This is a genomic window from Rothia sp. HMSC061E04 (assembly GCF_001813685.1).
Classification (GTDB): Bacteria; Actinomycetota; Actinomycetes; order Actinomycetales; family Micrococcaceae; genus Rothia; species Rothia mucilaginosa.
On the sequence record NZ_KV813697.1, the window covers coordinates 103164 to 116920 of the forward strand.

Here is a 13757-nt window from a genome sequence, read left to right on the forward strand (position 1 = left end):
CCGGCGCATCCCAGCGATGGTGCATACAAAAGCTCCCCTGATCTCGGTTAATCTGAGCTTCAGGGGAGCTTTGAGGTTATTTACCAGCGTGAGTGAACATAATCTTCACAATCGCGAGAACAATAACGGCGAAGGTGAGCCACACAGCGCTTCGGAAGGTACGCCAGCAGAGCGGTTCGCCGCGGTAGCGAGCAATCGCGAAGTTGAGGCTAAAAATACGCCACACCACGGTCGCAAGACAGAGGAGAATAGTGTAGTCAAAAATGATCTCGTAGGTGGCGCCGGGCGGTAGGATTGCCGCCAGAATCAGCAACAGCACGGGGTATACGGTCGTACCCAGAATCGGGCTTGCGTTGCCCAGCGCGTGCTTGACGAATTCTCGCGGCGGGGTGCCGCCGTGCAGTACCCGGTACTCCTGCATTTCTGCGATGACGTGGGCAATGTAGGTGGTCAGACCGGTACCCGTAATGTAGAGAATCGCGGTGCCGTCAAAGATAGCGTTCGCGTCGTAGACGCTCAGCAGAGCCGCCAGCACCAAGAAATTACCGTAGGTGTACGCGGAGATGCGGTGGGCTACATCGTGTGCATCGAGTTCAGCGAATTTGCGCCGTGCTTTACGAATTAGAAGGGGCAACCGATAGTCCTTTGGCGAGTGCGGGGATGAAAACTCAGACCCTGCGAGTGTGCGAAAAATAGTTTAGAGGAGCGATGACCACAGTCGGCAGAGGTTCTCCGTCATCTTGATGCGGCGCGGGCGCTCCGCCCACTGGGTGTACAGCAGCTCGGTGCAGACCTGCTCGTATTCGGCGCATACTTCATCCAGCATCGCGACCATGCCGCGGTCAATGACGAACGTTGACACTTCCATGTTCAGTGAGAAGGAACGCGGGTCCATATTGGACGAGCCAATGAACGTAATTTCGTCGTCGACCATCATGAACTTGGAGTGCAACACGGTCGGGCTGGGGTACTGCAGAATACGCACACCCGCCTGCAGCAGCTGCTCGTAGTAGGAACGCTGCGCCATGTTCGGCAGGAACTGGTCGCCCTTCTCGCACACAATCACGGTGGTTTCAATACCGGAGTAGGCGGCGTTCGTGAGTGCCTGCAGTAGGGTCTCTTCGGGCACGAAGTAGGGCGAGCAGATGGTAATACGCCGCTCGGCGTTGTAGATCAGGTAGTTAATGAGGCGCAGGTTGTTTTCGGTTTCAAAACCGGGGCCGGAGGGCACAACCTGGGCGCGCATCCCATCCTTGTAGTAGGGGATATTGGTGTTAATTTCTGCCAGGATCAGCTGGTTCGTTTCGGAGTACCAGTCGGAGACGAAAACGGCGTTGAGCTCTTCAACGATGGGGCCGGTGCAGGAGAAGGTCAGGTCCTTCCACTCCAAGCCCTTCTTAATGTTTTCGGGCATGTCGTAGGAGCGGTGAATAGCGTTCTGCGAACCGGAGAACGCGACGCGTCCGTCCACGACGAGGACCTTGCGGTGGTTACGCAGGTCGGGTCGCTGCCACTTGAGTTTCCACGGTTTGAGCGGCAGCATGAGGCGCCACTGCATACCCGAGTCGTTGAGCATTTTCACGAGTTTCTTATAGGACGGGTATTTGCGGGAGCCGATGTGGTCGAGGAGTACGCGCACCTGTACACCGCGTTCGTGGGCTGCGAAGAGGGCGTCCCAGAGGACTGCGCTCGCCTCGTCGTAGGCGGTGATGTAGAACTCGAAGTGCACGTATTTGGTGGCGCGGTCGACTTCTTCCGCCATGGCGACCATTGCCTCGTGGTTGTCGGTGTGGAGGGTGAATTGGTTGCCGCCGACCAGGGGGAGCGAGCCCAGGGTGTAGTTGAGCTGGCTGGCTGCCTTTGCGGGGTCGGAGAGGTCGTCGGTGCGGGTGAGGAAGGGCTTGTTCTCGCTGACTTCGCGGATCAAGTCGTTCATGGCGTGTTGGCGTGCGCGGCGGTAGGCGGGCAGGCGCGAGGAGCCGAAGACGAGGAATGCGATGAACCCTACGAAGGGGATGAAGAAGATGGCCATGAGCCAGCCCAGGGCAACCACGGGTTTGCGGTTGTAGGGGAGCCAACAGAGGGCTGCGAGTCGGATGAGGATATCGGCGATGCCGAGTGCGAGGCGTAGCCAGTCTGGCAGGAAATCGAGATAGGCGGGGGCAAACAAGTTCATCCCTCTATTATGCCGATGTTTTGTGTGGGGGTGGAGCTTAGCTGGCTATGCTGTGGGCCTTAACGCCAAAAATGCACTTGAGCATTGTGTGCAGTGATGAAATAATTGCAGTTATGCAGAAAAAGGAACAGAGCCTTCGCGAACGCCGCCGCGAACAAACCTGGACGGCAATCCACGAAGCAGCCCTCAAACGCGTCCGCGAACACGGGATGCGCGGAACCACCGTTGAAGAAATCGCCCAGGAGGCGGGCGTCTCCCCGCGTACCTTCTTCAACTACTTCCCCTCCAAAGAGGATGCCGTCCTGGGTCTGCGCGAACCGGTGGTCAGCGAAGAAATCCTCGAAACAGACCGCGCCCACGAGGATGACAACACGATTATTCGTGTAACCCATCTTCTCTGGGAGGTCATTTTCCAGAGCTTCCACTACGCCAAGGGCAAGGACCCTCGAGCTCCCTATCAGGAGTTCCCCGAGTCCGCGAAGCGAATGAAAATGCACTACATGAAGTGCGAACAGGTGCTCACCGAGTACCTGAACACCATCGACTGGGTGGCTTTTGATGCTGCTGGTCGCCGCGGCCCCTTCCCGCGCCGAAACCCGGCTGACCCGCTGACCGATCACTTCCGCGAGCGATCGCGCGCAAAGGTCCAGCTTGCCTCCGCGGTGCTTCGTCAGCTGGAGTTTGCCCGCAACCTGGAGGACAAAGAGGATATCGCCCGCGGTATTCGCCAGACGGTGAAGACCTTCCAGTTCCTGCTTTTTGAGCAGAGTCGACCTGCAATCTAGCGGCGGTTCACTGCTACAAACTACAAAAGCCCGCCGGAAACCGAATCGGAGGCCCCGAATCGAGGCAACCGAATCCAGAGCCCGGCGGACACTCACAACAGACATATAGAACGTAACTAAGGATTAAACGATGAGTACAGAGGAAAAGAATCTACCTCAGCCGCCAGCCGGTGAGGCTAAGCAGGAAAGTAAAAACCGCATCCGCGCCATGTTCCTGGGCCTGGTCATTGTGATGCTCATGTCCTCGCTGAACCAGACGATTCTGGCGCCGTCGCTGCCCACGATCGTTGGTGAGCTTCATGGCGTGGAGCACATGAGCTGGGTGATTACCATTTTCATCCTGCTTTCGACGATTACGATGCCGGTCTACGGCAAGCTTTCTGACCAGTTTGGACGCAAGCCCTTCCTGATTTTTGCGATTGTTGCTTTCATGGCGGGTTCGATTGTTGGTGCGCTCGCTCAGGACATGAACTGGCTGATTTTTGCTCGTGCCCTGCAGGGTCTGGGCGGCGGCGGTCTGATGATTCTTTCTCAGGCTGTGATTGCTGATGTGATTCCTCCCCGCGACCGTGGCCGCTACATGGGTATTATCGGTGGCGTTTTCGCGTTCTCGTCGGTGGCTGGTCCGCTGATTGGTGGCTGGATTACTGAGGGCCCGGGTTGGCGTTGGGCGTTCTGGCTGAACCTGCCGTTGGCTATCCTGTCGATTCTTGCGGTGATTTTCTTGCTGCCGCACCGCCCGTTCCGTGAGCGTGAGAAGCACAGCATCGACTACCTTGGTTCGCTGATTCTGATGGCGGGTACGAGTGCGCTGGTGCTTGCCACGATTTGGGGCGGTAACCAGTACGAGTGGGCTTCGCCGCAGATTATTGGTCTGCTGATTTTCTCGGTGGTTGCTGCGCTGGTGTTCATCCCGGTGGAGAACCGTGCGGCTGAGCCGGTCATGCCCATGTACCTGTTCAAGAACCGTAACTTCTTGCTGACTCTGGGCGCTTCGCTGGCGCTGGGTGTGGCAATGTTTGGTGCGGTGGAGTATATCCCGACTTATCTGCAGATGGCGCTGGGTGTGAGCGCTACGGTTGCCGGTCTGCTGATGATCCCGATGATGGGTGTCATGCTGGTGGTGTCCATTGTGACGGGCCGCGTGGTATCGAAGAGCGGTCGCTACAAGCGTTACGTGACGAGCGGTACCGCGATTGTGGCGCTGGGCCTGTTCCTGCTGTCGACCGTGGCTATTGAGACTCCGACCTGGCTGTTCTGTGTGTACCTCGCGGTGATGGGTGCCGGTCTGGGTATGTCTATGCAGTTTTTGACTCTGATTGTTCAGAATGCGTTCTCGGTGAGCGTGGTTGGTACCGCGACGGCGTCGAATAACTTCTTCCGTCAGGTGGGTGCTACTGTGGGTGCCTCGCTGGTGGGTGGTCTGTTTACCTCGCGTCTGACCTCGCTGATTTCTGAGCGTATGCCGCAGCAGGCGCTGCAGTCTTCGGGTAGCCATGCGTCTTCGTCCCTGACTCCTGAGCTGGTGGCGTCTTTGCCGGAGCCGGTGCACGGCATCATTGTGAATGCGTATAACGATGCGCTGATTCCGCTGTTCCTGTACCTGGTGCCGCTGGGCCTGGTGTCTACGCTGCTTCTGTTCTTCATTCGTGAGGATGCGCTGGCGACGACCCTGGAGACTGAGCCGGCTGTTGATATTGCCCGTGCGGCGACCGGTGCGATTCCGGTGATTACTCCGGAGATGGCGGCGAAGGATGCGCAGGCTCTGAAGAGCATGCAGGGTCCTAACCGCAGGACGATTGCTGAGTCAGTGAGCTCGGATGCTTCGCATGAGGCGGGCTCTTCGGAGGATGGCGGCTCCTCGCGTTCCTAGAACGAGGGATAACGAAAAGGTGCGCGCCGGAGGCGTTGCCTTCCTATATAAGCGGCGCCCCGGTGCGAGTCGTGTGCTCGTGCCGGGGCGCCGCTTTTGGCTGAGTTGCCTTAACCAGTGCGCTTAAGAGGTGTGCCTTAGTGCTTGGTTTAGGGGTTGGAAGTGTTGGTTTAGTCCCTTAAATAGTGGGTTTACGTGGTGTTTTGCCCCATTAAAGCGCTTATCGAAAAGGTTATTACGTCCCTATGTCGAGAGAATTGTTTCCGATGTAAAATTTTCGTAAAAATTGTTAATCCGCCCCTTTTCCCCGGTATTCCGGGGCATTTTTTTACCCAGCTCCCTTTTAGCTTGCATACAGGCTGTTCTAAGGGGTGAAAGTGCCCAATGTGGGTTTGGTGGAAGTGTTACAGGCTATATAAGATAAAGTACATATGCTCCTAGTGACAGTCATCACGAAGCAGTGCGCTAGGACAGCATGACACACATGCCTTAACACCGACATCTACACAAGGAGGGGAACCGTCCCATGTTTAGGTACATCCTCCAGCGATCGCTGACGTACCTCGTCATGGTCTTTATTACGACCACGATGGGTTACTTTGCAGCGGTTACTGCCCTGAAGCCTGCCCTCTTGGAGCAGGAAAAGGTTCCGAAGCCTAGCCCCGAGCAGGTGAACCGTAACTTCGCATCCCTGGGTCTCGATCCCGAAATGAACCCCTGGGACCGCTACGTTCAGTGGCTGACCAATGTGGTCACCAAGTTCGATTGGGGCCGTAGCCCCAACGGCGCGTACATTAACCAGGAATTTGGCCAGCGCGTGTGGGTTTCTACCCGCCTGCTGCTGGTGGCTACCATTCTCTCGATTGTGATTGGTATTGCCCTGGGTGTGTACTCGGCAGCTCGCCAGTACAAGTTCTCTGACCGTGTTATCACCGGTTACTCCTACCTGGTCTACATCATCCCCGCTCCCGTTGCTTACTTCGTGGTGCAGCAGGGCGCGACCACTATCAACAACATCGCCGTTGCTAATGGTGGAGAGAAGATTTTCTATGTGACCGGTATTTCGACTCCGGGTCTGACCGGATTCTGGGAAATCACCATGGATATGGCGGCGCACTACGTCGTGCCGACCTTCTGTATGACCATCTTCGGTTGGGCTGGTTACCAGATTGCACAGCGTCAGTACCTGCTCGATAACGTGAACGCTGACTTCGTGCGTACCGCTCGTGCTAAGGGCTTGACCCGTAACCAGGCGATTACTCGCCACGCACTGCGCGTCTCCTTCATCCCCGTGGCACAGTCCATCGCGTACCAGATTCCGATGATTTTTGCGGGTGCATTCTTCGCCGAGACCGTCTTTGCATGGCCCGGTATCGGTAAGTGGTCGATTGACTCCATTTCCGCGCAGGACGTGAACGCTGCGACCGTGACCCTCGCGTACGGTTCTGCACTGTTCGCTGTCGGTGCGATCATCGCTGATATCGCTACCACCATCGTCGACCCCCGAGTGAGGATCTCATGAGTCAGGTAACTGCAACTTCCTCCGTACCGGTGGTACAGGAGAACGGTGACTTCAAGGTCATCAACAAGAGCGTTATTATTCTGCGCCGCTTCCTGCGTAACAAGGCTGCAGTCTTCGGTCTGTGCGTGTTCATCGGCATGGGTCTGTTCGGTCTGTTCGGTAAGTACCTGACCAAGTACAAGCCCAACGACATTGACTACATGGCGCTGGGTGAAGGCCCCTCGGCCGAGCACTGGTTCGGTACCACCATCGCGGGTAATGACGTGTTCGCCATGATGTCTGAGGCCGTCTGGACCTCTCTCCAGATTGGTGTGGTCGTCGGTTTGGCCACTGTGTTCATCTCCGCAGTTTACGGTTGTGTGATGGCGTACTTCGGTGGCTGGATTGACAAGATTATGCTGTTCATCCTCGAGACCCTGATCATGGTTCCCTCGCTGCTGATTCTGGCAATTCTGATCAACGGTCAGGTTGGTAAGCAGATTCAGAAGAGCGTCCCCACCTGGGTTCTGCTCTCTGCAGTGCTGATTGCCTTCGGCTGGATGGGTAGCGCCCGTGTTATTCGTGCAATGGCGCAGTCCCTCATCAACCGCGACTTCGTGAAGGCTGCACGCTACATGGGTGTGCACCCCTTCAAGATTGTGATGCGCCACCTGGTTCCGAACATTGGCTCCCTGCTGGTTCTGAACTTCACCAGCGGCATCATGGGCGCTGTGCTCTCTGAGGTCGCTTACTCCTTCATCGGCATCGGTATTAAGTACCCCAACTACTCGCTGGGCTCGCTGATTTCGGATGCTTCGCAGCAGATTAACACCCTGCCGCACATGTTCTGGTTCCCGGTTCTGTTCTTCTTCCTGCTGGTTGGTCCGCTGGCCCTCATGAACGACGGTCTGCGTGACGCATTCGACCCGACTTCGATGTCGGTCGGTAAGATCAAGAAGTCCAAGAAGAACGAGAAGGCAGAGGCACCCGCTGCCGCTGCAAAGGAGGCGAAGAACTAATGAGTACCTCTCCCGTTCTGAGCGTTAAGGACCTCAACGTCCGCTTCAACACTGAGAATGGCGTCGTGCACGCTGTTCGCGGTGTGAACTTTGACCTGTACCCCGGTAAGACCCTGGGTATCGTGGGTGAGTCCGGTTCCGGTAAGTCCGTTGCCTCCATGGCGATTATGGGCCTGCACCCGACCACCGCTGACATCACCGGCTCGATTAAGTACAACGGTACCGAGCTGCTGGGTCTGAGCGATAAGGAAATGTGCGCATACCGCGGCAAGGAGATCTCCATGGTCTTCCAGGATCCGCTGTCCTCCCTGACCCCCGTGTACACCATTGGTGATCAGATCGCTGAGGTGCTCAAGGTCCACAACAAGGGCATGAGCAAGCAGGCTATCAAGGACCGTTCCATCGAGCTGATGCGTATGGTGGGTATTCCTTCGCCGGCTGACCGCCTGCGTTCCTTCCCGCACGAGTTCTCCGGTGGTATGCGTCAGCGCATCATGATCGCTATGGCGATTGCGAATGACCCCCGCGTGCTCATCGCCGATGAGCCCACCACCGCGCTGGATGTGACCATTCAGGCGCAGGTGCTGGAGGTTATGCAGAAGGCTCAGGAAGAGACCGGCGCAGCGACCATCATGATTACCCACGACCTCGGTGTTGTGGCTGGTATGGCTGACGACATTCTGGTGATGTACGCCGGTAAGCCGGTGGAGATTGCGAAGGCAGAAGACCTGTACAAGCATCCCTCCCACCCGTACACCATCGGTCTGCTGGGTGCGGTCCCGCGTGTGGACCGTTCCGAGAAGGTCTCCCTGGTTCCGATTGAGGGTACCCCTCCGAACCTGATTAACCCGGTGACCGCGTGCTCCTTCCGCCCGCGTTGCCCCATCGCTAAGAGCGGTGGCCAGTGCTGCCAGGACTCCAACGGCGAGCCCGATCTGCAGCTGCTGGAAGGCGTTGGCGAGGGTCACTACTCCTCCTGCACCATCTCTCAGGAGCTGGTCGGTAAGACCGCTGACGAGCTGTACCCGGTTCCGGAACCCCCGGTATCGAAGTACGACGGTATTCCGCGTGAGGAGCGTGCCCCCGTCCTGGAGGTCCGCAACGTCAAGAAGCACTTCCCGCTCATGAAGGGTGCACTGATTAAGCGCCGCGTGGGCACTGTGAAGGCTGTGAACGGCCTGTCCTTCGATATTCGTGAGGGCGAGTGCTTCTCCATTGTGGGTGAGTCCGGTTGTGGTAAGACCACCACCCTGCTGGAAATCATGGAGTTCAATAAGAACACCGACGGTGAGATTCTGATTAACGGAACCTCCACCAAGGACGGCAAGTCCGCAGGTGAGATTCTTGAGCTGCGTAAGAACCAGCAGATGGTGTTCCAGGACCCCACCGGTGCTCTGGATCCGCGCTTTACCGTTTACGAGGTGCTGGCTGAGCCCCTGGAAAACCAGGGCATGAACAAGGCAGACATCAAGAAGCGCGTCATCGAGCTGATGCACATTGTGGGTCTGCAGCCTGACCACGTGAACCGCTTCCCGAACCAGTTCTCTGGTGGTCAGCGTCAGCGTATCGGTATTGCTCGTGCGCTTGCTGTGAACCCCAAGCTCGTGGTTCTGGATGAGCCGGTGTCCGCACTGGACGTGTCCGTCCAGGCTGGTGTGATCAACCTTCTGGAGGAGCTGCGTGCAAACCTGGGTCTGAGCTACCTGATGGTTGCTCACGACCTCGCGGTGATTCGCCACGCATCCGACCGCGTTGCAGTGATGTACCTGGGTCGTATTGTTGAGATCGGTGACGTCGACCAGGTGTTCGACAACCCGATTCACCCGTACACCCGTGCACTGCTCTCGGCGATTCCGGTTCCGGACCCCGAGGTTGAGGCAAAGCGCCACCGCATTATGCTTGAGGGCGACCTGCCCACTCCGGTGAACGCGCCTAAGGGCTGTGGCTTCTCGAGCCGTTGCCCGGTCTTCAAGCTTCTGCCTGAGGACAAGAAGCGTCGTTGCTTGGAGGAGATGCCGGAACTGACCCCCGTTGAGGGCCAGGATCACGGTTATGCTTGCTACTACCCTGAGGCTGAGGCCGCTACGGTGTAGCTCTAGAGTCGGCTGAATAAGTCGCATGTGTGCCGAGGGGCGAATATTCGTTGAATATTCGCCCCTCGGGTTTTTTATGCCCGGTATTGGTGGGCTGTACGTTGTTCGAGATTGTCACCTAGTGAGACGGTGCGAGCCGCAGAATGTGGCGCTAGGCACTGAAATCCTCCAGGAAACAGATAAAACTGCACTGACTAGGTATAACCTTTCTCACCATTCAAGATATGAATATTTATGGAAGGGCTTTCCTGCCGGCAGTAAGCCATAATTAAGCCTGTGGGTGCGCCGCTAGGGGCGTACCTCAAGGAACACATTCATAGACCGGCACTAATTCATCGCTCACCGCAGCCTATTGCGGCGCATGAGCAGGGAACCCTTGACGCTTTCCTGCAGGATTATTGAGGGTCAAACGTATAAGAGGACACTCTCATGGAGAAGAATTTCATCCTGAACCGTCGTACCGTTCTCGGTGGCGCTGCAGCACTGGGTACCGCGGGCGTACTGGCTGCGTGCGGCTCGTCCAAGGACTCCAAGGCAACCACCCAGGGAGCAACCGCGGGTACCGATGCCAAGGAACTTTACGACATTGCTGAGACCGCTGTTTCGGACCTGAAGCAGGGCGGTACCCTGCGCCTGTCTGTGACTGCACTGGGTCCGAACTTCAACCTCTTCGGCACCGGTGTTACCTCCTACACCCAGGCTGCTCTGAGCCCCATGTACTACAGCGGTCTCTGGCAGGCTAACCCCATGGGTAAGCGCACCCTGTCTACCGACTTTGCAAAGAGCTTCGAAATCGCTGAGGAAAACGGTCTGCCCGTTGTCTCCATTGAGCTGAACCCCCAGGCTAAGTTCAACGACGGTACCCCCATCGACTACAAGGCGCTGCAGGCTACCTGGAACATCCTCAAGAGCGTCGATGGCGACTACAAGATTGAGACCAGCGGTATCTACAGCAGCGTTGGCTCCGTTGAGCGCGACGGTGATGACTTCAAGGTCAAGGTCACTTTCGCAAAGCCGTACTACCCCCTGAACATCCTCTTCGGTGAAATTCTGCACCCGGCTCTGCTGGATAAGAACCTCTTCAACGAAGGCTTCGTGGACAACCCGCACCCCGAATACGCTACTGGTCCCTTCACTGTAGCTGAGGGCGGCTGGAACTCCTCCGAGAAGACCCTGACCCTGACCCGCAATGACAAGTGGTGGGGCGAGAAGCCTGTTCTGGAGCGCATCGTCTTCCGTCAGATGGATTCCGCTGCTGAGCGTGCGGCGTTCAAGAACGATGAAATTGACGCTGCTCCCGCTACCGCTGCTGCAAGCTACAAGGAGCTGAAGGAAATTGCTAACACCGAGATGCGTCGCGGTGTTCGCCTCTTCTCCGGCGGCATGGTCATGAACCCCGCCCGCATGCAGGACGTTGCTCTGCGCCGCGCTGTGGTCGCTGGCATGAACCGTGAGGCAATTGCCAAGGTTCGTTTCCAGGGTCTGGATTACGAAGAGAAGCAGCCCGGTTCGATGATTCACATGCCCTTCTCCGAGTACTACCAGGATGTCTACCCGACCCCGAACAACGATGCAGCTGCTGCATCGAAGATTCTGGAAGAGGCAGGTTACACCAAGAACGGCGAGTTCTACGAGAAGGACGGCAAGCAGGCTGCCTTCAAGTACTCCGTCTTCGGCGAGGACCCCACCTCCAAGGCTGTTGCTCAGACCGTTGTTCAGCAGCTCAAGGCTGTCGGCATTAATGTTGAGCTCGAATCCCGCGCTGCAAGCGAATTCGGTAAGGCAATGCAGGCTAAGGACTACGACGCAACTGCATCGGGCTACGCTCTGAGTGACCCGGATGCTACCCAGGCTACCCAGCAGTTCTACCTGCGTGAGAAGCCCGAGGACGCTGGCACCGACGAAATCAATGAGATGATCGAGAAGATGAAGCTCATTGCTGACGACAAGGAACGCAACCTGGCATGTAACGAGATTGAGAAGAAGCACCTCTCTGAGATTGCTGTGCTGGTTCCGCTCTTCAATGGTCCCGAGTACAAGTTCGTCAAGAAGGGTCTGCGCAACTACGGCGTTTCCCTCTACCAGGGCAATGGTATTCACTGGGAGAAGGTCGGTTGGGCTAAGTAAGTCCTCTTCCCTTCACCTACTAGGTGAATAGCCTGGAGCTATATGAAAGTGTCCACCCGGATCATCCGGGTGGACACTTTTTGCATATCTGGAGGGGTGCTTTGGGTGCTTTTGTATATCGATGTAGGGGAGCGGTGGTATAGCTATCCGGAAAAATCCGAAAAATTCGCACAAAAACAGGGTATTCATGGTATGAATATTCAGAAAATACGATAAATATTAAGAAATATTGTGAAAATGCTTGGTTTCCGCTCCCGAGGTGCGCTACAGTGGAGTCATACAAAGTTATGCAGTGCTCTGTATAAATAATCATTACTTCGGGGATACGGGATAAACCCGCCCGCACAAGACAGAAGGAAACCACTCCCATGACCGCCAACACCGCATACACCGCGAGCAGCCACGAAGCGACCAAGAACAGCTTCAGCCGCCGCGCCCTCATTGGCGGCACCGCGGCTCTGGGAGCTGTAGGTCTGCTCAGTGCCTGCGGCAACGGCAGCGCAAGCTCTGAGAAGACCAAGGCAGCCGGCGCCGGTGCCAATATCGAAGACCTCTACAACATCAACGCTCAGGACGTGAACAGCCTGAAGAAGGGCGGCACCCTGCGCCTGCCCGCCGGATCCATCGGTCCGAACTTCAATTTCTACACCCAGAGCGGTAACACCAGCGATAACGTCAACGTTATGAGCACCATCAGCCAGGCCGGCATGTGGAACCTCGACTTTGACGGCACCTACAAGCTGAACACCGACTTCGCTGTCTCCTTCGAGCACAGCAAGAAGGACGATAAGATTCAGGTTGCCGTCAAGCTCAACCCCAAGGCTGTCTTCAACGATGGCACCCCCATCACCTACAAGGCGCTCCAGTCCACCTGGAACATCTTCAAGAGCCTGGATAACGGCTACAACATCGTCACCAGCGGCATCTACGAATTCGTTGAATCCGTAGAAAAGGGCGAAGACGACTACAGCGCAACCGTCACTTTCTCCAAGCCCTTCTACCCGCTGCAGAGCCTCTTCTCTGAGATTCTGCACCCCGCACTGGAAGACGTCGAGCTCTTCAACAACGGCTTCGTGGATGAGCCCCACCCCGAGTACTGGGCTGGCCCCTTCACCCTGGCGGATAAGGGCTGGGACTCCACCGCGAAGACCTTCAGTGTTGTGCCCAATGACAAGTGGTGGGGCACCAAGCCCCTGCTGGACAAGATTGTCTTTACCCAGATGGAGTCCAGCGCTGCACGTGCCGCGTTCAAGAACGATGAAATTGACGCTATCGGTGCGAGCACCTCCTCCACCTATGCCGAGGTGAAGAACATTGCGGGTACCGAACTGCGTAAGGGCACCCGCCTCTACGCCGGTGGCCTGGATATCAATCCCCGCCGCGTCAAGGATGCTGCCCTGCGTAAGGCAATCTTCGTCGGCACCAACCGTGAAGCACTCGCAAAGATTCAGTTCCAGGGTCTGCCCTACGAGGAAGCTATCCCCGGTTCGATGATTCATATGCCCTTCTCGCCCTACTACCAGGATTCTTACCCGACCCCGAATAATAGTGTTTCGGAGGCGCAGAAGATTCTGGAGGCCGCCGGCTACACCAAGAACGGCGACTACTACGAGAAGGACGGCACGAAGGCTGGCTGCGCAGTGGTGGTCTTCGGTGACGATCCGACCAACAAGGGTAAGGCTCAGACCTTCACTCAGCAGATGAAGGATGTCGGTATCGAGATCCGGATTGATCAGCACGCCGATAGCGAGTTCGCCACCATTCTGGGCAACTGGGACTACGATATTTCCTTCAGCGGCTACTCGGTCTCTGCTGACGCGACCGAGAGTACCAAACAGTTCTACTACTCCGAGAACAACGAAGGTATCGGCAGCAAGGAAATCGATGCCCTCATCGACGCCATGACCCTCATTGAGGACGACAAGGAACGTAACCTCGCCTGCAACGAGATTGAGAAGAAGCACATGGCGGAGTTCGCCTTCCTGGGCACCATTACGAACGGTCCTGACTTTGTGATGGTCAAGAAGACTCTGGCTAACTACGGTCCGCGCCTGTACAAGTCGATGGACTGGACTGCTGTGGGCTGGATGAACTCCTAAAAGGTGCCTGTCTTGCGAGCGGGTCGAATGCGTGTGTGCGCGTTCGTCCCGCTTTGCTGTGCCCGTTGGCTATTTCTGGAGGTG

At 56.7% G+C, this 13757-nt stretch carries 9 protein-coding genes; 7 read left to right on the top strand and 2 right to left on the bottom strand.

Translation table 11 applies throughout. The features are described from left to right. Positions 1-76: 76 nt before the first annotated feature. Entirely contained in the window at positions 77-634 is a 558-nt protein-coding gene (locus HMPREF2927_RS02540; RefSeq protein ID WP_049340248.1) for a hypothetical protein, read from the bottom strand. A gap of 63 nt (positions 635-697) precedes the next feature. After that, positions 698-2176: a cardiolipin synthase gene (cls, locus tag HMPREF2927_RS02545; protein ID WP_005507224.1), complete on the bottom strand. Its 1479-nt coding sequence runs from the start codon at positions 2174-2176 to the stop codon at positions 698-700. A 113-nt stretch (positions 2177-2289) separates the two neighbouring features. On the opposite strand from cls, the gene HMPREF2927_RS02550 reads away from it, so the two are divergent. From HMPREF2927_RS02550 to HMPREF2927_RS02580, 7 genes are all read left to right on the top strand, one after another. Continuing rightward, positions 2290-2961 (top strand): TetR/AcrR family transcriptional regulator, encoded by a 672-nt coding sequence (locus HMPREF2927_RS02550; protein ID WP_236146160.1) that lies wholly within the window; start codon positions 2290-2292, stop codon positions 2959-2961. Positions 2962-3091: 130 nt separating this feature from the next. Continuing rightward, positions 3092-4834 carry an MDR family MFS transporter gene (locus HMPREF2927_RS02555; RefSeq protein WP_070685239.1) on the top strand — a complete coding sequence of 581 codons (1743 nt, stop codon included), beginning with the start codon at positions 3092-3094 and terminating at the stop codon, positions 4832-4834. 526 nt (positions 4835-5360) lie between these two features. After that, on the top strand, positions 5361-6356 hold the full coding sequence (locus tag HMPREF2927_RS02560; protein WP_005507218.1) for an ABC transporter permease: 996 nt from the start codon (positions 5361-5363) through the stop codon (positions 6354-6356). Next, complete coding sequence (locus HMPREF2927_RS02565; RefSeq protein ID WP_005507216.1) at positions 6353-7354, top strand: ABC transporter permease; 1002 nt, start codon at positions 6353-6355, stop codon at positions 7352-7354. Before HMPREF2927_RS02560 ends, HMPREF2927_RS02565 begins: the two co-directional genes overlap by 4 nt. After that, the gene (locus HMPREF2927_RS02570) at positions 7354-9447 is read left to right on the top strand and encodes an ABC transporter ATP-binding protein (protein ID WP_070685241.1); all 2094 of its coding nucleotides are present in this window, start codon (positions 7354-7356) and stop codon (positions 9445-9447) included. Before HMPREF2927_RS02565 ends, HMPREF2927_RS02570 begins: the two co-directional genes overlap by 1 nt. 429 nt (positions 9448-9876) lie before the next feature. Next, on the top strand, positions 9877-11574 hold the full coding sequence (locus HMPREF2927_RS02575; protein ID WP_070483309.1) for an ABC transporter family substrate-binding protein: 1698 nt from the start codon (positions 9877-9879) through the stop codon (positions 11572-11574). 368 nt (positions 11575-11942) lie between these two features. Continuing rightward, complete coding sequence (locus tag HMPREF2927_RS02580) at positions 11943-13673, top strand: ABC transporter family substrate-binding protein (protein WP_070685243.1); 1731 nt, start codon at positions 11943-11945, stop codon at positions 13671-13673. The last annotated feature ends 84 nt before the right edge of the window (positions 13674-13757 follow it).

What these genes read in the sequence shown, in the direction of transcription:
- cls (WP_005507224.1), bottom strand. Translation starts at nt 2,176, where the DNA reads ATGAACTTGTTTGCCCCCGCCTATCTCGATTTCCTGCCAGACTGGCTA.
- HMPREF2927_RS02550 (WP_236146160.1), top strand. Translation starts at nt 2,290, where the DNA reads ATGCAGAAAAAGGAACAGAGCCTTCGCGAACGCCGCCGCGAACAAACC.
- HMPREF2927_RS02555 (WP_070685239.1), top strand. Translation starts at nt 3,092, where the DNA reads ATGAGTACAGAGGAAAAGAATCTACCTCAGCCGCCAGCCGGTGAGGCT.
- HMPREF2927_RS02560 (WP_005507218.1), top strand. Translation starts at nt 5,361, where the DNA reads ATGTTTAGGTACATCCTCCAGCGATCGCTGACGTACCTCGTCATGGTC.
- HMPREF2927_RS02565 (WP_005507216.1), top strand. Translation starts at nt 6,353, where the DNA reads ATGAGTCAGGTAACTGCAACTTCCTCCGTACCGGTGGTACAGGAGAAC.
- HMPREF2927_RS02570 (WP_070685241.1), top strand. Translation starts at nt 7,354, where the DNA reads ATGAGTACCTCTCCCGTTCTGAGCGTTAAGGACCTCAACGTCCGCTTC.
- HMPREF2927_RS02575 (WP_070483309.1), top strand. Translation starts at nt 9,877, where the DNA reads ATGGAGAAGAATTTCATCCTGAACCGTCGTACCGTTCTCGGTGGCGCT.
- HMPREF2927_RS02580 (WP_070685243.1), top strand. Translation starts at nt 11,943, where the DNA reads ATGACCGCCAACACCGCATACACCGCGAGCAGCCACGAAGCGACCAAG.